The organism is Salinibacterium sp. SWN248, from assembly GCF_015864575.1.
Lineage (GTDB): Bacteria > Actinomycetota > Actinomycetes > Actinomycetales > Microbacteriaceae > Rhodoglobus.
In genome coordinates this window covers 1,985,682-2,008,011 of the sequence record NZ_JADYWW010000001.1, presented here as the reverse complement: position 1 = coordinate 2,008,011, position 22,330 = coordinate 1,985,682, and the positions used below count along the sequence as shown (strand labels likewise).

The following is a 22,330-nucleotide window of genomic DNA, read 5'->3' as shown; positions in this document are numbered from 1 at the left end:
ACCCCTACCGCCAGTTCTACGCACCGTTCAACCTACGTTTTCAACTGGTAGTTCAGATTAATTCGCGGCTGAGTGCGGACATGGAGCGCGGCGCGTGGGCTGCGGTATTGGTGCCCAACTGCCCATCAGCGGGGAGGATGCTTCTGTTTGCAGAAGCACCCGCGCCGCTGAGCGAGTGTTAGTCCTTGCGCTTGCCGGCGGCCTTGTCTTTCTTGTCAGCGCGCTTCTCTTTGAGAGACTTGCTGGCTACAGTCTTGCCGGATGATTTCTTGGGTGATTTATCGGCCATGACGTTGTCCTCCTGTGAGCCGAGTGGCTCGTGCCCCGAGCGTACCCGCTAACGCTCGTGACGGGCGAGTCGGCGTAGGCCTTCGTCAATACTCACGGCGGGCGACCAGTCCAGCGCCTCGCGGATGTCGCGCTGATCGAACCAGTGCGCTGTCGAAAGTTGTTCGGCAAGAAAGCGGGTCATGGGTGGTTCGTCGACTCCGGGGCGCACGGCCCACACTCGTTCGACGAGCGAGCCAGCGGTGCGTCCAACGGCCGCCGGGACACTCCAGCGCGGAGGCTGAACCCCCGAAGCGAGGCAGATGCCCGCCAGGATGTCGGCAACGGGACGCGGTTCGCCGTTGGTGAGAACGTAGGCCTTGCCGTGGGCGACGTCGGCGCGGTGCAGGGCAGCGAGAATTCCGGATGCGGCGTTGTCGACGTAGGTCGTGTCGATGAGGGCGGTGCCGCCATTGAGGAGGGGCAAGCGTCCACGGCGAGCTCGGTCGACGATGCGGCCAACGAGCTGGGTGTCACCAGGACCCCAGACGAGGTGCGGCCGGATGGCAACCACGCGCATCCGGTCGGAATCGCTGGCGAGAGCGAGCAGTTCGGCTTGCGCCTTTGTTCGCGCGTATTCGCTGCGCGCGTGTTCGGGTGACGCAGGCTCGGCACCAACCCCGGCTAACGCGGAGCCGGCGTGCGCTACGGAGGGTGATGACACCTGCACGAAGCGAGAAACACCCGCTGCTTCGGCCGCGGCAAGAACGAGTTGAGTTCCCTCGACGTTGACCGCGTGAAAGGCGTGCGGGTCGCCGGCGAGCGATACTTTCGCGGCGAGGTGGATGACGCCTTCGACGCCTTCCATCGCAGTCGCGACGTTCTCCGGGTCAGTAATCGAACCGAGGAAGTCGGTGACACCGTCGACGCCAGAAGGCCGTCGTTGCAGCGTGCGCACGTCGTGCCCCGCGGCGACTGCTTCTGCGGCAACCGCGCGACCGAGAAATCCGGATGCACCGGTGACGAGCACGATCATGGTGCGGTCGGCTTTCCGCCAGCCAGCAGTCGCTCGGCCCACTCGGACAACCGTGTGCGGTCGATCTTGGAGTTGTGGCGGATGTCCGTCGGAAGCTGAGGAACAGCAAGTACGGCCACGAGCGGAAGGGTCGTGCTCGCGCGGATGGCTGCCGTCAGTTCGGGATCCGCGAGGCCAGGCTTGCGGGTCGGCGAGATGGTTTCCACCACCGCGACTGCTTGGCGCAGCTTGTGCGGGCCGACGCCCACAACTGCAGCACGGCGCACGGCGGCGACGCCCTCGACATCCTGCTCGGCGCCGACCGGTGCGATCGGGCCCGTTGCTGTCACAATCACGTGAGGAAGGCGGCCTTCGACCCAGAGGCGGCCGAGTTCATCGAGGTGGCCAACGTCTCCGGTGCGGTGCCAGCGTGCGGAGGGCACGTCGGGTGCGGTCGGTGCGTCAACGTCATCGGTGTCGACAGCGGTCTCGCGCGCAGCGGCGCGATCGGTGAGCCACAGGCGATCGTAGTGGTCCTTGAGGTGCGGCGCCGAGACGATGATCTCGCCAAGAACTACGGGCTCAGTGCTCGGGGTTCCGGTCGCGGCGCCATCGGAGTCGAGCGCGCTGATGCGAATGCGGTTCTCGCCGATGGGCTTGCCCACGCACACACCGGTATGAGCGCCACCGGCGGCCGCGCGAATTCCGTCGAGCGTGATGTCCGTCACCAAGAGACATTCGGTCATGCCGTAGGGCGAGTGCGGTGTTGCGTTCGGCATGATGGTGGCTGCCGAGGCGAGCAGTTCTGCGCCGATCGGTGCACCAGTGGAGAGGAACGTGCGCACGCGCTCGAGTTCGCTGCGGTCGTGCGCGGTGAGATCTCCCGCGGTTGCCACGACATTGAGGATCGAGGCGGGGGAGAGGAACACCATGCTGCCCCCGGATGCTTCCACTGCAGCCGCGACTGCGCGGGCGGTGAGAGTGCGGGGAGAGGAGACATCCATCGCAGGTGTCACTGATCGTGTGCCGAGTGCCGGACCCAACAGGGCGAAGGGCGCGAACCCGGTGACGAGTCCGGTGTCGGCGGTGACGTCGAAGTGGCGTGCGAGCACATCGCGGAGCGCAGAAAGCTGGCCGTGACGGTAAACGACACCCTTGGCCGGGCCGGTTGAGCCCGAGGTGAAGAGGATCGCTGCGTCATCCCCTGACCGCGGTTCGGCGGGGAGGGGAGTGTCGGCGCCGAGCGTGATGAGGTCGCGCAGGCTGTACGAAACTCCGAGTGTTGCGGCGGAAACCTTGGGCAGTTTCGCGGTGGAGATGCGCACTCCGGGCCAGCCGAGCGTGCGGGCGGCGGTGAGGCCGGGGGCTTCGCCGATGATGAAGTCGGGCCACGATCCGCGCACGGCACGAGTGAGTCCCTTGACACCGAGGCCGGCATCCGCGACGACGATGATGGCGCCGATGCGCAGGCAGGCGTAGACCACGGCAGTGAGCGTGGGGCCGGGCGGTACGAGCAACGAGACCCGCTGACCCTTCGTCACACCGATCGCGGTGAGGCCGGCGGCGATCTGGCTTACGCGGTCCGAGAGCTGTCGCCAGCTGACCTGCTGGGGGCCGCGTTGCCCGCGCGTCGACATGTCGATCACGGCGGTGGTGGTGTCGTCTGCGCGTTCATCGAGGTTGCGCCAGAGCGGCACGAAGCTCGAATCGTCTGCATCGGCGGATGCGGATGCTGCAGCGAGCGCTTCCCGCGGCGACGGCGAGGCTGAGCCCGGGTTCGCGAGACTCGCGGCATTGTCGCCGAGCCAAGTCAGCACTGATTCTGCATAGGGAACGTCTTCGGCAACGAGGTGTCCGGCACGCTCAAAGCGGTGCACGTTTGCGTGCGGAAGTCGCTCGATGAGGTCGTCGAGGTAGTAGTCGCTGAAAATCGGATCGCGCGGCCCCCACAGCATGAGCGCCGGCAGATCGATCTTGGCAACGGCGGTCGCGATGCGGTCGAGCTCGTTGTAGCTTTCGTGCTGCGCATCAACGGGAATGTCGGCAACGAAGCCGCCGATTCCTCCGCGACGCGCTGCCGTGCGGTACGGCGCACGGTAGGCATCCTTCACCGTTGGGTCGAGCGGTTCAGAGGTGAGCGCCAGCGTGGTCTCTAAGAACGCGGGGGTGCGCACGGTGGATGCCGCCAGCATCCCGCGTGCTCGAGCTAGCCGCAGCGGCGCGGGGATTGGCTTGCCGGTTTCGTGATGAACCGCTGTGTTCAACAGCATGACGCCCGAGAGCTGCTCCGGGTGATCGACTGCCCAACCGAGAGAGACGACGCCGCCCCAGTCGTGACCGAGCGAGATGACGGGGCCGTCAAGAGAGAGTGCATCGGTGAAGGCGGTCAGATCGGCGACCCGCTGAGCGAGCGGACGATGGATGCCGGTGCGCTCCGAGAAGCCCATGTCGAGCTGGTCGACGGCGATGATCCGCCACGCGGGTGCCGTAGCCCCAGACCCGTCACCAGCCCCAGCCTCGGCTTCAGCAGCCTGCACCGATTGCGTCAGTAGTTCGCGCCAGTAGTAAGACCACGTCGGGTTGCCGTGAACGGCCAAGATAGTGCCGGCAACGGGCACGCCGAGGCGAGCCAACTCGTCGCCGGTGTCGAGGTAGTGCCAGTCGCGGGTGAGTCCCGCATCCAGACCACTTCCGGGTACAGCGGTAACTCGGCTGAAGCGCGGGTCGAGCCCGGGCAGGTCGTGCGGCGGGCGGGAAGCGGCTTCAGTCACCATGCGAGCTCCATCATTGCGGTGTTGAGGCCGGAACCCACGCCCATCAGGAGAACGCGGTCGCCCTTCTTGAGAGACCCTTGCGCTTCGTCGAGGGTGATGGGAATCGACGCGGGGCCAACGTTGCCGTACTGCGGGAAGGTGGTGGGCACGCGATCGCGGTCGAGCTTCGCAGCCTTGACGATCGCGTTGGTGTGCACGGACGACACCTGGTGCGTGACGTAGAGATCCATGGCGGACCAGTCCCATTCGGTGGATGCTTCTTTCCACGCCGAAACGACGAGGTCGAGGCCACCTTTGAGAAGGGCTTTCGCGTCGGTGAACATACCGTCGACGCTGCCGACACAGAGTTCGTGGAACTGCGTTGCCGCGCGAGTGACGCCACCGAGAATCGGATGCCCGGCCGGGTGCTCGTCGGTGCGTCCGAGTACGGCAGCAGCGGCTCCGGAACCGAGCGTGAGCGAGGCAAATTCACTCATGAAGCCGTCACGATCGGAATCCTGCTTCAGGAGACGGTCGATCGTATTGGTTTGGATGTCGTCGGCGTCTTCGCCATTGACGATGATCGCGTAGCGGATCTGGCCCGACTCGATCATGTTCGCCGCAAGGTTCATGCCGCTCACGAAGCCGAGGCACGCGTTCGCGACGTCGAAGTTGATGGCCGAGCTGGGCAGTCCGAGGCCATGGTGCAGGCGCACCGCCACCGAAGGCTCAAGGTGCTTTCGGCTGACTGAGGTGTTAATAAGGAGACCGACTTCAGAGGCATCCACTCCGGCTTCGGCTAGCGCGCGTTGACCCGCGGCGACGGTGGCGTCGTCGGATGTTTCGCCGAGAGCCCAATTGCGACGTTCAAGTACACCGGCCACCCGTTGCAGAAGTCTGCTGGGCAGCGCAAGGCGCGAAAACGCCGGCGCGAGGCGCGCCTCAAGGTCTTCTGATGTGGTTACCCGGCTGGGTAGTGTGCTCGCGACCGACAACAGGGAAACATTGTTGAAGCGCGTGTTGGCATTTCCGGCCACGGAACCTCCGTCGAGCGAGCCCCGCGGGCTCAGTAAGCAAGAGGCCTAGTTTACGCCAGTTGGCTGAGCCTTGCCTTCTGGTAGCGCGAGCGGCGTTCGCGCGTGTCGCGAGACAGTCGGCGGCTGAGGACGCGAACTAGAATTTGTTCTGCAGTTCGCAGACGACATCTGCCTCGATCGGCGTGCCGTCTTCGAAGGCGCCGGCAAAGCGAACTTCGACGATGTCGCGGCTTCCATCGGGCGTTCTCTCGCTGATCTCTGTCAACGTCGAGATGGTGCCGTTGGCGTTGTTGCCGACCCCAGCGGCCGCCTCTTGGTCACGGAAGCGGAAGCTCTCCTCGTTGAGCGCGATGTAGTTCATCAGCATGTCTTCGTGGGCGTCGACGTTGTCGATGCCAATGATCGTGACGATGTCGCCGTCGTTGAGATCTCCCACGTCTTCGGCGCCGAACCCGCGGCTGATCTCGCAGTCCCCGGTGAAGTCCGGAAACTCGACGCCATTGATGCGGAGTGTGGCGTTACCGACATCGTCGGTACTGAGGCCGCCGGTAGCGGGCTCCTCTGTCGTTTCCTCGTCACCCGTGGTCTCATCCGCTGTCGTCGTTTCCTCAGTCGTGGTGGAGTCTGCGGGGTCGGCGGCGGGGGAGCACGCTGCGAGCGTCGCGCTGATGGCGAGCACGATCGCCGCGAGCCGTGCTTTGCGCGCCCAGAGAACGGAAAAGGGCATGAGGGATGAGTGCGCAGTTGTCATGAGATCAAGGTTCCTCGCCGGCAGAGTGGTTGTGCAATACGTCTTTCGGCGTAGCCGCGCGGGTAGGGTATTTGAGCATGGGACTCAGCGATTCTGATGCGCAAGCTGTCCTGCGAGTTGCCAGTCGGCTTACGCAGCATCCGCCCCTCGAATTTGCGGATGTGCTCAAGGCTGTGCGCGAAGTCATCGACTGCGACAGTGCATCCTTCAATGACATGGTGCTCGCCGCCAGTGACTTTCGCTACGTCATGTCCCCCGCCAGCGAGATTGCTAAAGCGACCCGGCTCAAGCCCGAGTACGACAAGTACTTTCACCAGCACCCGTTGAACGCCGCCGCGAACTCCGAGCGCGGGCTCGGCGCTATTCGCTTCTGCGATGTTGCGGGTGGCGCGGCTTTCACCGAAACCGAACTCTACCGCCACTTCTATGGACCGTTCGGTGTGCGCTTTCAGCTGGTGACGCAGTTGCCGTCGCCGCCGGATGTCGTGGTCGCTTATGCCCTGAACCGTAGCGAGCAGATGGGGGAGTTCAGCGACCGCGACGTTGCCGTCATGGACGCCCTGAGCGGTCATCTCGCGATGCACCACCGTTCTTCGCTCGACGCGGAGCGTTCCCGCCTCGTGGATGCGGAGATGGATCGCTACGCCTGGGCGGTCGTTTCAGTGCGCTCGGATGGCGTGGTGGAGGCGTCGTCGTCAACGGTATTGGATGCCGGAGCCCGTGTTCCCGACAGCCTCGCGTCGATCATCGCCGACACCGCGCACGCGCCCGGCAACGATTCTCGTCACGATGTGCTCATCGGCACGCACCGGTGGCACTGCATCGTGCATCCGGTGCGGCTGGGCCCTACGGTGCTGCTGCTGCGCCGGCAACAGGATGTCGCTGCCGACACGAACGCGCTCTTGGTGGCGGGCCTCACCCGTCGTCAGGCCGAAGTGCTGCTCACCCTCGCGCGCACCGGAGGTTCGAATAACGAGCTCGCGCGCGAACTAGGCATGTCGGAGTCGACCGTGAAGAAGCACCTCGAAGGGGTGTTTCGGGTGCTTGAGGTGACTAGTCGTGCTGCGGCGGTGCTGCGGTTGCGCAAGCTCACTAGTTTTGGAGTGAGTCGACCCATTTCGTCGCCGATAAATAACCAGCGACATAAATAAAATGCGTTCTGGCGGCAACTGATTCTTCCCTCGTCTATCCGAAACGAAAGCCGTGTGGCAGCGGAGAAGCTTCGAACGCTAACAGGCAGTTAGAGGGTCTTCGCCGCGGCTTCCGCGCTCCGAACAAAAACGATTGAGCCTCTTCATGACGGCTTGACTTGACGCGAGAACACAGTCCTACTAGCCCGCAACTTTTTCACGCGAGTCGTGGCAGAGAAAGTTCTATTCAGCGTCGCTGGCTGCCTTCGCCCGCCTGCTTGCTTTAGCGCGGAGCTCGATATATTCGGTAGCTTTCGGCCCGATATGCGAAGCCCAGTGCTCAACAATTGTTGGATCGAAATAATCTTCCTTCACCTTACTCTCACGATCCAAGATAACTTGCGTCGGGAACTCACTCTTCTCGAATAGGTTCATCTCCCTTGTTCCCTCAATTTCTCGACCTCGATTGAGGTGTGAAATCATCGGGTTCAGTAGGCATTCGATTATGTAATTGTGAAGGTCTGGGCGGAGAGTAATTCCACCTGTGCCATCCAGCAAACTCATCTGGGACTCGCCCTGTGTCAGGAAGCTCGGAATCTCACTGTAGGTCGTCGAGAGCATTAGGAACTCCCTAACTGAGCGGGTAACCCAGCCAGCTCCGCCCTCGAACATGCAGTATTGACTCGCTCGAAAGTTGTGGCTCACGAAGTAGAAAAGAAGTGTATTTGCCGATCTGATTGATTCTCGCACCACGGACGCGAGCGCGTTCGGGTCGCTGTATTGCGATATTTCATCGGGCTTCGATGTGTAAAAGATTTCGTTCGGCTGGGCTCCACGAGAAAGCAAGAGTTCGTACAGGAAGTTCGTGAATGCAGCGTCGGCACTTGAGTGCGAGATAAAAATCCGGTAATCCGTCTTGGCTTCTACAGCCCCCTTGATTTTGTTGACTGCGAGAAATTGGATTTCGTTTCTCGTGTCTTCCGATAGCTCGCTCATGCTGGCAAGGTCGCTGTTGAGCGTCTTGGCGAATTGCTCTTTTCCCGCGGCTGCGGCTTTCTGTTTGCGGTCGGATTCGAGCTTCCGAATTTCTTTCGCGAGATTCTGTCGCTTGCTGACGAGCCCGCGCACGAGTGGCCTGAGCAATGCGCGAAGCAGCTTTACTCTGCCGTCGGTTTCATCGTAATCCTGGCGATTTGATGTGGCGATGTCGGGGAATTCATCGTGGTCTAGGAAGTCGAAACTAATCTCGCCTTCGATGTAGTTTGTGTAGGTTCCGGTGAGGCCGAGTTGCCCGAGAAGGCGATCGCTCGCCAGCTTTCCTCGAACGTAGAGTCGGATTTGTGCGGGGTTATAGTAACGATTCTTGTCGAATAACGGGTCGTTCAGTCGCGCCGCATCTTTCTCAATACTCGCGTGCACACCTAGCCAGCCAGTTAGTTCGTATTTGTACCCGTCGAACTCGGACTTTTCGATATCAACCCGTTCCGCAATATTCTTCCATTCAGGGCTTGCCGTATCGGGGCTTGCGACAAAACGATGGATCGAGCGTTCGTGCCGGTACATTTTGTCCAACAAGCCTGGCGCGGGCAAGAGAACTTCGGCTGCCTCGTTAGTGAGCTGTTTAGGCATGTCCGCATAGTTGGGAAAATTGGTTTCCACGTAGGCTAAGTTGCCGAACGCGATTCGTTTTTGAGCTCGTTTAAAGTCAGATTCTTTTGTATCGTCATTGCCATCTACCCGAACTTTGATCTCGCGAGTCGACTCATTCTTATCTCGTGCTTTTAGCAGGAATTGGTTCGCGAGTCGAGCGCGTAGCATCTTCAGCCCTTGCTCACCGTACCCGCGCAAATCGACGTTGCGGAGGCTCACGAACGTCCCCGTATCGAACGGCTCCCACCTGCCCAAGACTGGACTCGGCGGCAAGCCTTCTGAGCGTTGTAGAGATGGGATCCCGTCCGGCTCATTGGATGCCGCTCCAGCGTCGAGTGTCCATGTTGAGTCTGAGGTATTGGTCTTCGTTCGTATGAAAAATTCCTGGGATAGGTATAAGGCGGCTAATTTGCCGATGCCTTTTCGGCCCATGTAATCGGTAGCCGGAGGCTTTTCGATGACGTCGCTGTCATCGTCTTTCATCTGAGCATCGAGTGATACTTGCGCAGCGGCTCGTTTGTCGTAACCCACTGTCGCGTAAAGTTTTAGGCCGTCAACGTCCATGCCCGTGCCATTGTCAAATACTTCGACAGTTGCCTTTGTCTTGTCTTTCATGTCTATGTATAGATAGACCGTGTCCGCGCCCGCATCGAACCCATTAGCGACAAGCTCGGATAATGCACTCCAAGGATTTGAGTACAGTCCTCTCCCCAACAGCCGAAGCGCAAGCCAGCTGAAGCTAAACTCAACAGAATTCTCATCACTCATTCGAACCTCCGCTGCCAGAGTATCGGTGCGCACGCTGACGGAGTCAAGGGGCGAATCTAGACAGCTGAAATAGTCCACATTCCAGCTACGCGACTAGAGTGCATATTTCGGGTCAAATGTTTGGCCATGGCCCTCGAGTTTCGGGATTGTTGAGGCGGCAAGCGTTGCAGAACACAAGAATGGGCAAGTTGCGCGCCAGCGAATACTTTGCCGGTATCGGGTTGGCACGAATAGGGCTTGAGAATGCTGGAATCGAAGTCGTTTGGTCGAACGATATTTCCCGGAAGAAGGCTGCTCTGTTTCGTTCGCAATTCGGAGATGACGAATCAGGGCATGAACTCCTCGTTGGCGATCTTGCTGATGTCTCTGCGGAGGAAATGCCTAGCGGAATAGATATTGGCTGGGCTTCATTTCCCTGCACAGATCTTTCTCTAGCGGGCGCACGGGGCGGCATTCATGCCGGATCTAGCGCGGCGTATTGGAGCTTTATTAGAAACATTTCTGCGCTAGGAACGTCTAAACCAAAAGTGCTCGCGATTGAGAACGTCACTGGTTTCGCGAACAGCAACCAAGGGCGAGACATCTCAACCGCGATATCTGCACTAAACGGGCTTGGGTACTCGGTGGATGTACTGTCAATCGATTCCCGAAGGTTTGTCCCGCAGTCCCGGCCCCGGCTATTTTTGCTAGCAGTTCTCGGAAAGGTCATCGAGGATCCGCGCCCTTCGGTATTGCGTCCGCATGCCCTCGAGTGGATTTTTGCGGATCCTGCTTTGCGCACGCATCGGGCGGCGCTTCCTGAGCCCCCGGAGCTTCTTGCATCTGGCTTCTCAGCACTGGCTGACCGGGTGGATGAGCACGACATCCGTTGGTGGGACAAGACGAAGGTTGCGTCTTTTACAAGTTCGTTGACAGCAATCCAATCAACACGTTTGGCCCACCTCGCTTCTCAGGATGAACCAACCTTCAGAACCGCTTTTCGGCGTATGCGGAATGGGGCGGCGCGCTGGGAGATCCGACGCGACGACATCGCGGGTTGTCTCAGGACTGCGAGCGGGGGGTCGTCAGTCCAAGCTGTAGTTCTCGCGGGCCGAGGGAAGGTGGGAGTGCGTTGGATGACCCCCGCTGAATACGCCAAGCTAATGGGTGCGCCCTATTTCGAATTGTCAGATCAAAAGACACGGGATATTTACTCCGGTTTCGGTGACGCAGTTTGTGTCCCGGTTGTTGAGTGGCTAGCGAGAAACGCCATCATCCCAGCGCTCCACACAGGAATTGCCAAAGAAGTCCCGCTCTCATCGAGCCGGTGAGATCGTTGTGTGGGTCTCGGGAACGTGATGAATTTTTGAGATCGAGTGTGGAGGACTCCTTTCCGAACTGGCTGGCTCGACCTGCGTTGCGTCGGTCTAAGCGGCGGGCTGAAAGAGGAAGTTTTTCGTTGCTCACGAGCAAAACCGTAACGCTCCAGCCAGGCTTAAAGACTTAGGTCGTGTATTGACGTCCGAACGATCCCCACGTCTGGATCGTTACAAAACGAACGGCCGTCGCATCCGCAGAAAAATCCCAAAGGTTGAGTGAGTTTAGACTGCAGCGAGCTGTGACGTTGTTAGGCCGCCACATGCTCAAAGTGTCGAAATGACCTAGCGCCTTATTGAATGAGAAGAATTAAATCTCACGGTTTTCGACATCGCGCATTTAGGCGAACGACCGTCACACCTGAGCGCCGCGCGGCTCAGGATCAGCCACGATCTCGGGCGAGAGCATCCGCAGCTTCATGAGAGCAGTTTCTGCCGCCAGGATGCCGAGCACGACCGCGGCACCGATGGCGATGAGGATCAGTACGAGCCCGAGGTCGCCTTCGGGCGCCAAGACTTCGCCTGACTCGGTTTGCCAGGGCCAGAGGGCGCTCAGCGAGCCGAGCATGAGGCCCGTCATGATCACGAGGGTGATGCGGCGGCGGTGCTTCAGTAGCCACTGCAGGCCCGAGACGAAGAGGCCCAGACCGACAATCGCACCGGCGATGAACGCGCCGAGGTAGGCAAACTTGCGATCGTTGACGGCCGCGAGTGTGGGGGCGTACATCCCGAGGATCAGCAGAAGGTAGGAGCCCGATACTCCGGGCAAGATGAGAGCGCAGACCGCCAAAGCGGCTGCGAACGACACCACGATCAGCGCAGGTTCGACATCCCCGCCCCGCGGCAAGCTTGTGAGAGCAACGGCGACGCCGGCGGCAAGCAAGCCGACGACGACTTCGAGGAAGGTCCAGCGTCCGCCAACCATGCGGGCCGGAACGATGAGGGATGCCGCAATGAGGCCGGCTGAAACGGTAGTGAACCGCGACAGCCTGCACTCAGAGGACGTGGTGCTGGCAGCACGATACTTCGTGCTCCGAGCTGACCGACAGACAACGACTCCAGTAAGAGTTCAGCAGACACGTTTTGGTGGGTACTTTGAGGGCGCTGAAATCGTGACGATCTTCGATGCCCGCACCACCAGAGTAGTAGTGGGAAGTGTGGACTGAAAGCAAACATTTCAAATCTTCGCTCCTCAGCTGCGTCTCGGTCGGAGACGGGGAGGCGACAATGATGAATTCAACCTTGTGCATCGCTGGGGAGTGCTCTGCAGACCCCAAAAACAACTATCGCAAATCAGGTCCGCCTGCGTCGGCAAGGTTGTCGAGCACGCTAATCGAGTGATCATCAACATGTTCGGATTCCTGATCCTCGCTAACGACGAAGTCCGAACTCTCATCATCAGCTAGATATGGATACTTTTCGAGGAGAAAACGCCGACGGTAAGCTATATCGGCAGCGTCCACGATCCCCTCAAGCGTTGACCAATTGAGGGTGCCGCCAATCAAAATTCCGGCTGCTGGTACGACTTTTCCCAGTCCTTGCTTCGTAAGTCGGAAACCGAACTGTTTAGCAAATGCGGTTGAGACTCTTGAGACGATCGACGCATTAAGTACTTCCCAAGATTTCCCGCGCACGAGCGCCTGAGTCAGACGCGAAATGTCGGCCATTGCCGCGGTTTTAGTGGTTGCAGATAATGCTGATCCGGCACTCACAACAGACATGATGAAGAGTTTTTCGGCGGGCTCCTCGGGATCGTAGCCGTAGAACAATGAGACGTGTCCTACGGACCGCGATGCAAGACCCAGAACGATAGCTGCATCGCCAGTGAAAGCGCCGACGACCGCTGCTCCCGAAGGGGCAGCTGCTGCGCCAGCCGAAGCCACTGTGACGAGCTCACCCCCGGATATTACAAGTCCAGCTCCCATGCCCGAAAGAGCCGCGGTTGCCGGGTAGTACCAGGAAGCGCCGCGACCACGCACGATATCAATTTGCTCCAAATCGAGATGGCGCAGGTCTGCAAATGCACTCACCTCATGTCCGCGCTTCCGGTGGCGTGCCATCACCCTTTTGGGAGACAATCCTGCTCGCGAGACGCGAGCAGTGGTGTTGCGTATTGAGTCGAAGGCTGAGCCACTCCAATCAGTGACGCCCTCAGGCACCGCATCGACTACGGTTCGGAACCCACTGCCGGCTGCTGAGATGCCCGCTCCGACGATGTTTTGTCCGCGCGCAACAGCAGATTGCGTCTTCGGGTGGCTCTCGAGGTAGTTGGAAGCTTGTTTTCCAAATGCGTTGACTCCCTCTACAACTTTCTCGCCGGCTTTTCTGGCCGTGCGCGAAATGGTGCGCCCCTTAAAATCTTGAACGTGTCGCCACGCGATCAATTCGTATTCCGAAGGTGATGTCATATCGACATTGTGCCGCATCGCAGTCTTCAAGCCAGTTCGACGCACTTGACATTGCTTATTGACGGCCTCTCACAGCTCGTCCTGAAAGCTCTCGGGGCAGCTGGCGTCACCGGCCACCATCGTTGGAAAACCTCCAACTGTCGTGTCTTACACACCCTCTGTTGCGGACTAACTAGCCTGTGGCGAAACGCTCACCGCGGTATGGCTTTGGGCTTCAATTCTGCTAATCGTTATGCGGCTCAGGATCAGCGACGATCTCGGGCGAGAGCATCCGCCGCTTCGTGAGGGCAGCTTCCGCAGCGATGATGCCGAGCACGACTGCGGCACCGATGGCGATGAGTAGCAGTACGACTCCGAAGTCGGATTCGGGCGCAAGTATTTCGCCGGACTCGGTCTGCCAAGGCCAAAGGGCGCGGAGCGAGCCGAGCATGAGGCCAGTCATGATGACGAGGGTGACGCGGCGGCGGTTCTTGAGGAGCCACTGCAGGCCCGAGACGAAGAGGCCGAGACCGACGATGGCTCCGATGGCGAAGGCTCCGAGGTAGCCAAAGTTGCGGTCGTTGACCGCAGCGAGAGTGGGCGCATACATGCCCAGAATCAGCAGTAAGTAGGAGCCCGAAACTCCGGGCAGCACGAGGGCGCACACCGCGAGGGCCGCAGCGAGCGAGACGACGATGAGCGTGGGATCCGCTTCCCCGCCACGCGGCAAGCCCGTGAGCGCAACAGCGACACCGGCCGCTAGGAGGCAGATCAGAACCTCGGGGAACGTCCAACGCCCGCCGACCATGCGGGCGGGCACGATGAGTGACGCGGCGATGAGTCCGGCAGACACTGCGCGGGTGCCGGTGGGGTACTGCTCGATCAGGGGAGCGAGCAGCGCAGCGCCGATGACGATGGCGGCGAGCATCCCGATACCAATGGGCAGCACGACATTCCATCGCACCGAACGGAAGTGGGCGCCAGCGCGCGAAAGTCCGCGACCACGGATGCCGTCGGCGATCGTGAGCGCCACACCACGGGCGAGGTGCCCGGCGCCATCGATGAGCGTGTCGTAGACGCCGACGAGGAGGCCGATGGTTCCGCCACTGACGCCGGGAACGATCTCAGCGAAGCCGATCAGCATGCCGCGAAAGGCATCACCGACAGTGCGGATGACGGGGTGAACTCGGGTCATCGCTTACTCGTTTTCTTCTCAGCGGCTAGTGGTTCGTGCCGTAGTTGTTGGGGAGCCCGCCCTGAGCTGAAACGCAGGGTGCGGCATCCGGAGCGGTGGATTTTTTCACCATCGTGCAGAGTAGTCGATTTAGTTGAGGTGGCGGTGGATATTGGTCCCGTCGCGGACCGATTCCCATGTTGCAGCCCGTAGCCTAGAGGGGTGACTACGGGCAACAATCGACTTCGCGCATTCCAGCAACGGATCAGTCGATCCCTCATCACTATGGCCGGGGGAGCCCTGCGCTCCAACAATGCGCCCACGCAACTCTTGTCGTTGCCGGGGAGCGAACATCAGCTGTCTCAGCGTCACGCGCGCTCGGTCATCGACCTGTGTTTGCGCGCGGGCGAAGCGATGCTCGCGACCGGAGCATCCGCCGCTGACGTTGTGGCGACCGTGCTGCGCATCAGCACCGCATATGGCGTTACCGGGATGCACGTCGACATCACCTTTACGTCGCTCACCGTCTCGATACACCGGGGGATGAACGAAGACCCCATGTCGATCATGCGCATCGTGAAAGTGCGCACCATTGACTACACGCGACTGCAGAACGTGTACTGGCTCATCGACGTGATCACTGGGCCCGACGGCCCTGGGGATGTGGATGAGACCCGCGAGGAGCTGGGCGCGATCCTCACCACGCCGCATCCCTACCGACGCTGGGTCGTCACCGCTGGCAAGGGCATACTCGCGGCAGGTGTTGTTGTGATCTTCGGTGCCAGCTTTGTGCTGGTTCTTGTAGCTGCAATATCCGCCGCCCTCTCAGACATACTGACGCGTCGTCTTGAACGTTTGTCTGTCCCCGCCTTCTTCGCGCAGATGGCCGCTGCCGGCGTTATTAGCGTCATTGCGGTGTTCATGTTTTGGCTGCGCTCGATCGGGATCGATATTCCCGGATCGAACAGCCCGACCGTGATTGTGATCTCCGGAATCATCATGCTGCTTTCCGGTGTCGGCCTCACGTCTGCGGCGAGTGACGCGATCGGCGGCTACTACGTCACCGCCACGGCTCGCGGCATGGAGGTCATCATGATGACGCTCGGTCTCGCTGTCGGCATCTCAATCGTGCTGAGCATCTCGTTGCGCCTCGGAATTCCGGTGGCGATCGGTGACACGCTGGGGGACAGCCGCAGTGTTATCTCGGGAATGGTCGGCTCGGCCATCATCGCCGTCGGCTTCGCCCTTGCCTCTTATGTGCGGATGCGGTTGCTCCCGATCATGGCGATGGGTGCCGCCCTCGTGTACGCCGTCTACTGGTTCGTGCTGCCCTTGGCGTCGTCGCCCGGGCTTGCTCCTGCCATTGCCGGAACAGCGGCCGGCGTCGTGAGCTACCTTCTCTACCGCTGGCTCAAAGTGCCAGAAGGCGCCACCAACATGGTCGGCATTATTGCGTTGCTCCCTGGCCTCGCGCTGTACCGCGGTATCTACGCACTCATGGATTCTGAGTTCGGCGTCACCGATGCACTGCCCTCCATGGTGATGGCACTCGCGACCGGCCTCGGCTTGGCGGCTGGAACAACTATCGGCGGATTCGTTGCTCGCCGTACCTTCGGGTTCGACCGCGCGGCAATGGCGGCGCTGAAGCGGTCGCGCACGCCGCGGTAGCGGTGCCCTCGCCGTCGCGCGAATGGGCTTGTCCACAATTTCTTGACATTAGTGTCGACACTCATTGACACTAATGAGATGACGAATTCGGTAGATGGCGCGGCCTCGGTTCCGGCTGACGATTCATCCGGCACGGGCGACCTGCGCGCCCTTGCCAACGCTGCAAGGCTCGACATGCTTCGGCTGCTGCGAGATCGCGAGTGGACTATGGCCGAGCTCGCGACCGAATTAGGGCTTCACAAGGGCAGCATTAGTTACCACTTGCGCGTGCTCGAGCATGCCAGCATTGTGCGCCAGGTTGGTGAGCGCACGGTTCGGGGCGGACGACAGCAACTCTGGGGGATCACGGCACCGTCCATTGCCGGCGATCCTGATGGCAGCGAACCGGGTGCCCGACCCGCGGTGCTCCGGGCCTTGGCAACGCAGATGGAAGCAAGCCAGTCCCAGCGACTGTTCGTCTCGCAGGTGAGGTTGGATGCTGCTGGCAAAGAAGCCGCAGTCGCCCTGCTGGAGAGTGCACTGGCATCCATCCGGCAGCTGGAGGTCGACGGCGGAGATATTGTCTCGCTCGGCGCATTCACCTATTCGGTAGGCAGTCCGACGAGAAGCGAATAGTGTCCAGCGGGCAGAAGCAAGGGCGACCGTTCTGGGTCTTCTGGGGCGCCGTCACTGCGACCAACGTGGGCGACGGCATCCGTCTCGTCGCACTGCCCTTGCTGGCGACTCAAGTAACCGAGAACCCTACACTCATTGCGTTGGTGACCGTATTCACGTACGTGCCGGCGCTGCTCTTTGGGCAGGTTGCCGGAGTCTTCGTAGACCGGGTAAGGAAGCGACGGCTGATCGCGTTCTCTCAGGCGGGGCGCGCGGTCGTGTTGGCGGTCGTGGCGGTCGCGATAGCCCTTGAGGCGCTCGATATCCCGATGCTGTGCGCGGCCGCGTTCCTGTATGGGGTGGGGGAGGCGGTTTCGGATCCAGCATCACACGCGATCCTTCCCCGGTTGGTGGCTGCGGACAATCTGGGACGCGCGAACTCTGACCTGCAATCCGGGCAGATTGTCGGCGAGATGTTCGTCGGGCGGGCGCTGGGCGGGATTCTGTTCGCAGTGGCTCAACCACTGCCGATACTCGCGAACGTGCTGGTGCTGGCTGCCGCTGCCCTTGCGTTGGTGTCGCTGGGCGAAGTGGAGGGTGCGCCCGAAACTGCTGTGCCGCATCGAGTGCTTCGGCAAGGGCGCCTCCGGGATTTCTTCGAGGAGCTGGCCGAGGGGATTCGCGTAGTGATGCACTCTCGACTGCTTAGCGTCATGTCCCTACTCTTGGCGGTATGGGCAGGAGTATCCGGAGCGTTTTGGGGAGTTGCCGCGATCTACGCGCTGCGCGACTTGCAATCTGGCGAGATCGGGTTCGGCATCATGCTGGCTCTGGCTGCAGTCGGCTCCTTAGCCGGTTCACGCATCGCGATTCAGGTCATTCGGGGACTAGGCGCGCCAGGTGCTGCAGCCATTTCCGTTTTCGTTAGTGGGGTCTCGATCATCGCCCTCACCTGGACACGAGACCTCTGGCTCGCATCGGTATTGCTTGCGTCCAACGGTGCAGCCGTCACGGTGTGGAATGTGATGACCATCACCATCCGGCAGGCCACCGTCGAACCTCACATGCTCGGCCGTGTTAGCAGCACCTACCTAGTGCTGGCTCGTATCGCACTTCCTGTCGGCGCTGGGCTCGCAGGGCTTTTGGCGACGGCGACCGATGCGCCGACTGTTTTTCTAGTGTTCGGCGGTGTCTTGTTGGTCGTTTCTGCCGTGCTTCTGCCGATGCTGTGGAAGGCGTTTGGCGAATCATGGCCGCGGGGGCAGGTTTCGGCGAAGAAAATCGAAGACTACCCAAGCGTGTTCTCAACGCAGGGATGAAGGTGCTTCGACTCGAGCGCGACTACCGCCTGCGAGGCTGCCGAAGCGAGTGCCCCATCCGTGTCGGAGCCCGACAATGTTGCGTGCAGAAAGCCTGCGAAGAATGCGTCACCGGCGCCGTTTGTGTCGCGGATTTCGGCAGGCGAGGCATCCACTCGGTGGAGTCCCTCGGCGTCGAGCGCCATAGCTCCCTCGGCACCTAGCGTGCACACGACCACCGTTGCGCCCGCATTCACCCGATCGCGCATGAAGGGCAGCGGGTCCGGCATCCCATCGGCGTTCATGAAGAGGTGCGACGCCGCCTGAACGAACGGTTCGTGAAAATCTGACCGGCCGTCGTAATCGTGGAGATCGGTCCAGATAGGGATACCCGATGCCACAGCCTCAGGGAGAAGCGCTCGAGAGGTCTCCGATGGGTCCATAACAAGCGCCTCCGCACCTTCGGCCAGCGCGCGAAACTGCGCGACATCTGGCTCGACGAAGGCGGGGGTCGACAGGTAGAGCGACACTCGCTCACCGGCCCGCGTCATCAGATTCAGATGGCGTTCACTGGCGCCGGGAACGGTGACGCACCGCAGCTCAATCCCCGCCGATTCCAACACCGCGAGTAGCCGGATAGACGCCGCATCCTCACCCGCCGCCGTAAGGCAGCTGACCCTTCGGCCCAACCCGGCTAGGTGCAGAGCCTTACCGGCGGAGGTGCCGCCGACAGTCTCGAAATCTTCTAACGCGAACTGCATGTGCGGGCGAGGTTCGGGCAAGTGATCGAGATAGACAATGCTGTTCCACGACACGGGGCCAGAAATGAGAATGCGGTTCGGCATGGTCACACAGTACTGGCGCCAGCAGTGCTAGGTCGTGTGGCAGGTGATCGCGCACCAGTAGCAGCCGTTGACTTTCGGGTGCTGGCTCTTCGCGGCAGTCACAGCATCGCTGCACGAGGCGAACTCGCCAAGATCGGTGCGATTGTCGACACTAGGCAGACAGCCTCGAGTTGATGCCAAATCATGAACTTCGTGGTCGCCGGAGTTGGGCTGGGCGTTTTTATTTACGGTGAAGTAAGGCATGAGCTCCTCTTTTCCGTTGCACGTCATTGTGTGAGGAACAGAATACCGACCTATTCGGAGCGCGGCCAGATGTTTATGGTACCGTTCGGTACATAACGAGAGTTTGTTTCCGGGTCGCCTTCGCGACCCGTCCCCACAATAGGAAGGATCCCCACAATGGATCTCAACAACCGTCGCGGAATCATCACCGGAGCTGGCCAAGGAATTGGTCAGGCTATCGCCCTCGAATTCGCTGCCAAGGGTGCACACCTGCTGCTCGTTGGCCGCAAGGAAGCCACCCTGCAGGAGACCGCTGACCTTGTAAAGAACGCCGGTGGAACATCCGAAATTCTGGTTCAGGACCTCTGTCAGGCGGATGGCGCGCAGAACGTCGCTGACGCCGTGAAGTCGTGGGACACCATCGACCTTCTCGTGAACAACGCCGGAAACGTGCGTGCTGGACGACTCGAAGAGTCCACCGCCGCAGAAGCCACCGCGATGATCGACCTCAACCTCACCGCACCGGTGCTGCTTACGCAGGCACTGCTGCCGCAGCTTCGCACCAGCGGTGCAGCCAACGGAAGCCTCATCCTGAACATCTCGAGCGAAATCGCCCTTGTCGCGATGCCGTTCTACGCCGTCTACGCCGCCACCAAGTCAGGTCTGGCCGCGTTCGGTGAAGCGATGCGTCGCGAACTGCACGGCACGGGCGTGCACGTGGCCACGGTTTACCCCGGTGCCACCGACACCGAGATGATGAGCAGCCAGAACGCTGATTGGGAGCGCCGCCCCGTTTCTGACGTCGTCGCTCAGGTCATGACCGGACTTGCCTCAGACGAGCACGAGATCAACGCATCGGCACCCGACGGCCGTGGAATGCAGGAGCTCAACGCTTCTGACCCGCTCGCCGTTGACGCCGCCATGGCACCTGGGCTTGCCGACATGGAAGCTGCTGTAAAGGATCACAACAGCATCTAGTCAGAAGCATCTAGCCAGAACCATTTCGAGGGGTGCCGCATTTTGGTGCCCCTCGAAACTCTGTCGGCTCTAGCAGACTGCTGGTCTAAACGAACGCGAACGCGCGCCCCGGAGCGCCGGTGCCGCGCGCAACCTTAAGCGGTGCGAACACGAAGTCTGCGCCACGGGTAGGAAGTGCGCCGAGGTGGCCGAGCGCTTCGATAAACACGGCGCCGTTGCCGAGACCGGCGAGGTGCACGCCGCTGCCGTCGTGCGCAGATCCCATGCTGGGGCCGTCGGTGCCGACACAGCGCACACCCTTGGAGATAAGGTAGTCGAGTGTTTCTGCGATCGGCGCGGGCCAGGCTGGACCTGTTTTGAGAATGACGCCGTTGTGCGCGTACGCGCGTCCGTCGAGGCCAGCGCGATAATGCTTTTCGTCCCAGCGGGCGCGGAACAGCACGATGTCGCCAGCAGCGATCTCGCCGTGCTCCCGCTCGAAATCCCGGATGTGGTCTGCTGTGATCGCCGGGCTGACGCCGGGCGCCATCTCAGCATCCACCAAGAACTCGACGTCGATTACGACGGCGGGGCCCATCAACTGCTCCAGGGGAACATGTTCTGCCGTGATGTCGCCGACCTCGGATGCTCCGTCGATGCCGGTGTGGGAACCCGGCAGGAAGTGCGCAGGCGCATCCATATGGGTTCCCGTGTGCTCGTCAATGAGGAGCCACCGCGTTTGGTAGCTGCCGCAATGAGATTGTAGGTGCGCCTCGGTGGTTCCGCCGTCTTCAAAGAAGTTGAACGTCTTCTGTTGGTAGGGCATGTGGCCCGGCCATGTGCAGGGGAGTTCCTCTGCCAGAAGAAGGGTGAGATCAACAATCGTGCCGGTGGGGAGAGCCATGGGGCATCCGTTCTCTTCGGGCCAGCTATTAAGCGGTGGCCATTACCTCGGTGAAGGACAGAATTCGTTCCTCGGTCGCTTCTTCTCTGGTGAGCTCCGTGACAATCGCGCCCTTGCTCATCACAAGCACGCGGTCAGAGAGTGCCAGCACTTCAGGCATCTCGGACGATACCATCAGCACCGCCATGCCCTGAGCGACAAGATCGTCAACCACACGGTAGAACTCGGCCCGAGCACCCACGTCGATTCCTCGCGTCGGTTCATCCAGAATCAGCAGATCTGGCTTCGAGAGCAGCCACTTCGCCAACACAACTTTCTGCTGGTTGCCGCCACTGAGCACACCGGCTTCTAGCCAGCTTCCGCCGATCTTGATGCGCAGATCATCGACCTGCCGGGCGACATCCGCATCAAGTTTCTTGCGGTTGAGCCAAAACTTGCCGTGCTTCGCCAAATAGGAGAGCACCACATTGTCGTGAATGGTGAGCGCGGTGTGGAGACCAAGAGTCTTGCGGTCTTCAGAAACCATGGCAGCACCGGCGCGCACGGCGGCGAGCGGCGAGCGGATGACACCCGACGTGCCGCCCAAAGTAACCGTTCCGCTTATGGCCGGGTCTGCCCCGAAAATAGCGCGAATCAGCTCGGTGCGGCCGGAACCCACGAGCCCAGCGACACCCACAATTTCGCCGCGGCGAACCTGAAATGAGCACTCGGATGACGTGCCCTGAACGACAAGTTTGTCGACCGTGAGCACAGCTTCACCGGGAACCTGGATGGTGCGTGCCTCGTGCATCTCCTTATCGAGTGCGCGACCCACCATTGCCGCAATGAGATCGTCGGTGCTGGTAGTGGCAGGATCAAACTCTCCGCGCGCTACGCCATCGCGAAGAACGAAAATACGGTCAGCAACCGCATAAACCTCATCAAGACGGTGCGTGACGATAATGACCGAACGGCCATCTTCGCGAAGACGACGAATGAGCTGAAGCAGCGAATCTGTCTCGCGGCGGCCAAGAGCGGCGGAAGGCTCATCCAGAATGAAGAGTTGAGCATCCACCGAAAGTGAACGGATGATCTCGACGATCTGCTGCTGGGCCACACTCAGCTCAGACACCAACGCTTCGGGATCAATACCGAAATCCATGTAGGCGTCAGCAATAGCGTGCGACGCCTGGTCAACCTGCGACTTGCGGCTCTTCCACCAACCCCAGCGGTAGCCGGAGGGGCGGGTGAGAAACAAGTTCTCTGCCACAGTCATCTCAGGAATGAGATTGAACTCTTGAAGAACGATCGCAACACCATGGTCGAGAGCGTCCTTAGTTGAGCGGAACGAGACTGGCTTGCCGTTCACGGAAACCGTGCCCTCATCCATCTCAGTCGCGCCAGCAAGAATCTTGCCGAGCGTTGACTTGCCGGCGCCATTCTCTCCGACCAGTGCGACGACCTCGCCCCGGCCGATGTCAAAGTTGACACCGGCCAGAGCGCGCGTGGCACCGTAGCTCTTCTGAATCCCCGAAGCTTCGAGGAGCGGAATGTTAACAGTCATGCCAGTTCTCGA

Annotated in this window: 18 protein-coding genes; 6 read left to right on the top strand and 12 right to left on the bottom strand. The window is 60.8% G+C overall.

Annotated features, from left to right (window positions below; all coding sequences use genetic code 11):
- Positions 1-337 precede the first annotated feature (337 nt).
- The 4 genes from I6E73_RS09645 to I6E73_RS09630 all read right to left on the bottom strand — a co-directional run bounded on the left by I6E73_RS09645 (position 338) and on the right by I6E73_RS09630 (position 5,823).
- Positions 338-1,303 carry an NAD(P)-dependent oxidoreductase gene (locus tag I6E73_RS09645; RefSeq protein ID WP_197125265.1) on the bottom strand — a complete coding sequence of 322 codons (966 nt, stop codon included), beginning with the start codon at positions 1,301-1,303 and terminating at the stop codon, positions 338-340.
- Positions 1,300-4,056, bottom strand: coding sequence for an alpha/beta fold hydrolase (locus I6E73_RS09640; RefSeq protein ID WP_197124875.1), 2,757 nt, complete (start codon positions 4,054-4,056; stop codon positions 1,300-1,302). The genes I6E73_RS09645 and I6E73_RS09640 overlap by 4 nt, the downstream gene beginning before the upstream one ends.
- Positions 4,050-5,072, bottom strand: a complete 1,023-nt coding sequence (locus I6E73_RS09635) for a 3-oxoacyl-ACP synthase III (RefSeq protein WP_197124873.1) — start codon at positions 5,070-5,072, stop codon at positions 4,050-4,052. The genes I6E73_RS09640 and I6E73_RS09635 overlap by 7 nt, the downstream gene beginning before the upstream one ends.
- A gap of 136 nt (positions 5,073-5,208) precedes the next feature.
- The gene (locus I6E73_RS09630; protein WP_197124871.1) at positions 5,209-5,823 is read right to left on the bottom strand and encodes a hypothetical protein; all 615 of its coding nucleotides are present in this window, start codon (positions 5,821-5,823) and stop codon (positions 5,209-5,211) included.
- A gap of 77 nt (positions 5,824-5,900) precedes the next feature.
- Between I6E73_RS09630 and I6E73_RS09625 the strand changes: the two genes are divergently transcribed.
- Entirely contained in the window at positions 5,901-6,974 is a 1,074-nt protein-coding gene (locus I6E73_RS09625; RefSeq protein WP_197124869.1) for a LuxR C-terminal-related transcriptional regulator, read from the top strand.
- 222 nt (positions 6,975-7,196) lie between these two features.
- Here the strand turns inward: I6E73_RS09625 and I6E73_RS09620 are convergent, their stop codons facing one another.
- Positions 7,197-9,371, bottom strand: a complete 2,175-nt coding sequence (locus tag I6E73_RS09620) for an ATP-binding protein (RefSeq protein WP_197124868.1) — start codon at positions 9,369-9,371, stop codon at positions 7,197-7,199.
- Positions 9,372-9,550: 179 nt separating this feature from the next.
- On the opposite strand from I6E73_RS09620, the gene I6E73_RS09615 reads away from it, so the two are divergent.
- On the top strand, positions 9,551-10,681 hold the full coding sequence (locus tag I6E73_RS09615) for a DNA cytosine methyltransferase (protein ID WP_197124866.1): 1,131 nt from the start codon (positions 9,551-9,553) through the stop codon (positions 10,679-10,681).
- A gap of 400 nt (positions 10,682-11,081) precedes the next feature.
- Here I6E73_RS09615 and I6E73_RS09610 read toward each other — a convergent pair whose 3' ends face one another.
- The 3 genes from I6E73_RS09610 to I6E73_RS09600 form a co-directional block, all read right to left on the bottom strand.
- Entirely contained in the window at positions 11,082-11,681 is a 600-nt protein-coding gene (locus tag I6E73_RS09610) for a DUF368 domain-containing protein (protein ID WP_374189166.1), read from the bottom strand.
- Between the two features lie 328 nt (positions 11,682-12,009).
- The gene (locus I6E73_RS09605) at positions 12,010-13,134 is read right to left on the bottom strand and encodes an EcsC family protein (protein WP_197124864.1); all 1,125 of its coding nucleotides are present in this window, start codon (positions 13,132-13,134) and stop codon (positions 12,010-12,012) included.
- Between the two features lie 223 nt (positions 13,135-13,357).
- Positions 13,358-14,308, bottom strand: coding sequence for a DUF368 domain-containing protein (locus I6E73_RS09600; RefSeq protein ID WP_197124862.1), 951 nt, complete (start codon positions 14,306-14,308; stop codon positions 13,358-13,360).
- Between the two features lie 201 nt (positions 14,309-14,509).
- On the opposite strand from I6E73_RS09600, the gene I6E73_RS09595 reads away from it, so the two are divergent.
- The 3 genes from I6E73_RS09595 (at position 14,510) to I6E73_RS09585 (ending at position 17,868) form a co-directional block, all read left to right on the top strand.
- Entirely contained in the window at positions 14,510-15,955 is a 1,446-nt protein-coding gene (locus I6E73_RS09595; protein WP_307784278.1) for a threonine/serine exporter family protein, read from the top strand.
- A 78-nt stretch (positions 15,956-16,033) separates the two neighbouring features.
- Positions 16,034-16,570, top strand: coding sequence for a winged helix-turn-helix domain-containing protein (locus I6E73_RS09590; protein ID WP_197124860.1), 537 nt, complete (start codon positions 16,034-16,036; stop codon positions 16,568-16,570).
- Positions 16,570-17,868 carry an MFS transporter gene (locus I6E73_RS09585; RefSeq protein ID WP_197124858.1) on the top strand — a complete coding sequence of 433 codons (1,299 nt, stop codon included), beginning with the start codon at positions 16,570-16,572 and terminating at the stop codon, positions 17,866-17,868. Before I6E73_RS09590 ends, I6E73_RS09585 begins: the two co-directional genes overlap by 1 nt.
- Here I6E73_RS09585 and I6E73_RS09580 read toward each other — a convergent pair.
- Both I6E73_RS09580 and I6E73_RS09575 read right to left on the bottom strand, forming a co-directional pair.
- A complete protein-coding gene (locus I6E73_RS09580) occupies positions 17,838-18,692 on the bottom strand; it encodes a carbohydrate kinase family protein (RefSeq protein WP_197124856.1) in 855 nt (284 codons plus the stop codon). The genes I6E73_RS09585 and I6E73_RS09580 overlap by 31 nt on opposite strands.
- A 27-nt stretch (positions 18,693-18,719) precedes the next feature.
- Positions 18,720-18,935: a hypothetical protein gene (locus I6E73_RS09575; RefSeq protein WP_197124854.1), complete on the bottom strand. Its 216-nt coding sequence runs from the start codon at positions 18,933-18,935 to the stop codon at positions 18,720-18,722.
- A 156-nt stretch (positions 18,936-19,091) separates the two neighbouring features.
- Here I6E73_RS09575 and I6E73_RS09570 point away from each other — a divergent pair, with 156 nt between their 5' ends.
- Positions 19,092-19,892, top strand: coding sequence for an SDR family oxidoreductase (locus tag I6E73_RS09570; RefSeq protein ID WP_197124852.1), 801 nt, complete (start codon positions 19,092-19,094; stop codon positions 19,890-19,892).
- An 85-nt stretch (positions 19,893-19,977) separates the two neighbouring features.
- Here the strand turns inward: I6E73_RS09570 and I6E73_RS09565 are convergent, their stop codons facing one another.
- Both I6E73_RS09565 and I6E73_RS09560 read right to left on the bottom strand, forming a co-directional pair.
- A complete protein-coding gene (locus I6E73_RS09565; protein ID WP_197124850.1) occupies positions 19,978-20,775 on the bottom strand; it encodes a cyclase family protein in 798 nt (265 codons plus the stop codon).
- A gap of 28 nt (positions 20,776-20,803) precedes the next feature.
- Positions 20,804-22,318 (bottom strand): sugar ABC transporter ATP-binding protein, encoded by a 1,515-nt coding sequence (locus I6E73_RS09560; protein WP_197124848.1) that lies wholly within the window; start codon positions 22,316-22,318, stop codon positions 20,804-20,806.
- Positions 22,319-22,330 lie beyond the last annotated feature (12 nt).

Bases quoted from the DNA above. Each gene is read 5' to 3' on its own strand.
- I6E73_RS09640 (WP_197124875.1), bottom strand. From the start codon at position 4,056: ATGGTGACTGAAGCCGCTTCCCGCCCGCCGCACGACCTGCCCGGGCTC.
- I6E73_RS09630 (WP_197124871.1), bottom strand. From the start codon at position 5,823: ATGACAACTGCGCACTCATCCCTCATGCCCTTTTCCGTTCTCTGGGCG.
- I6E73_RS09590 (WP_197124860.1), top strand. From the start codon at position 16,034: ATGACGAATTCGGTAGATGGCGCGGCCTCGGTTCCGGCTGACGATTCA.
- I6E73_RS09560 (WP_197124848.1), bottom strand. From the start codon at position 22,318: ATGACTGTTAACATTCCGCTCCTCGAAGCTTCGGGGATTCAGAAGAGC.
- I6E73_RS09615 (WP_197124866.1), top strand. From the start codon at position 9,551: ATGGGCAAGTTGCGCGCCAGCGAATACTTTGCCGGTATCGGGTTGGCA.
- I6E73_RS09565 (WP_197124850.1), bottom strand. From the start codon at position 20,775: ATGGCTCTCCCCACCGGCACGATTGTTGATCTCACCCTTCTTCTGGCA.
- I6E73_RS09625 (WP_197124869.1), top strand. From the start codon at position 5,901: ATGGGACTCAGCGATTCTGATGCGCAAGCTGTCCTGCGAGTTGCCAGT.
- I6E73_RS09645 (WP_197125265.1), bottom strand. From the start codon at position 1,303: ATGATCGTGCTCGTCACCGGTGCATCCGGATTTCTCGGTCGCGCGGTT.
- I6E73_RS09600 (WP_197124862.1), bottom strand. From the start codon at position 14,308: ATGACCCGAGTTCACCCCGTCATCCGCACTGTCGGTGATGCCTTTCGC.
- I6E73_RS09575 (WP_197124854.1), bottom strand. From the start codon at position 18,935: ATGCCTTACTTCACCGTAAATAAAAACGCCCAGCCCAACTCCGGCGAC.
- I6E73_RS09570 (WP_197124852.1), top strand. From the start codon at position 19,092: ATGGATCTCAACAACCGTCGCGGAATCATCACCGGAGCTGGCCAAGGA.
- I6E73_RS09605 (WP_197124864.1), bottom strand. From the start codon at position 13,134: ATGACATCACCTTCGGAATACGAATTGATCGCGTGGCGACACGTTCAA.
- I6E73_RS09620 (WP_197124868.1), bottom strand. From the start codon at position 9,371: ATGAGTGATGAGAATTCTGTTGAGTTTAGCTTCAGCTGGCTTGCGCTT.
- I6E73_RS09580 (WP_197124856.1), bottom strand. From the start codon at position 18,692: ATGCCGAACCGCATTCTCATTTCTGGCCCCGTGTCGTGGAACAGCATT.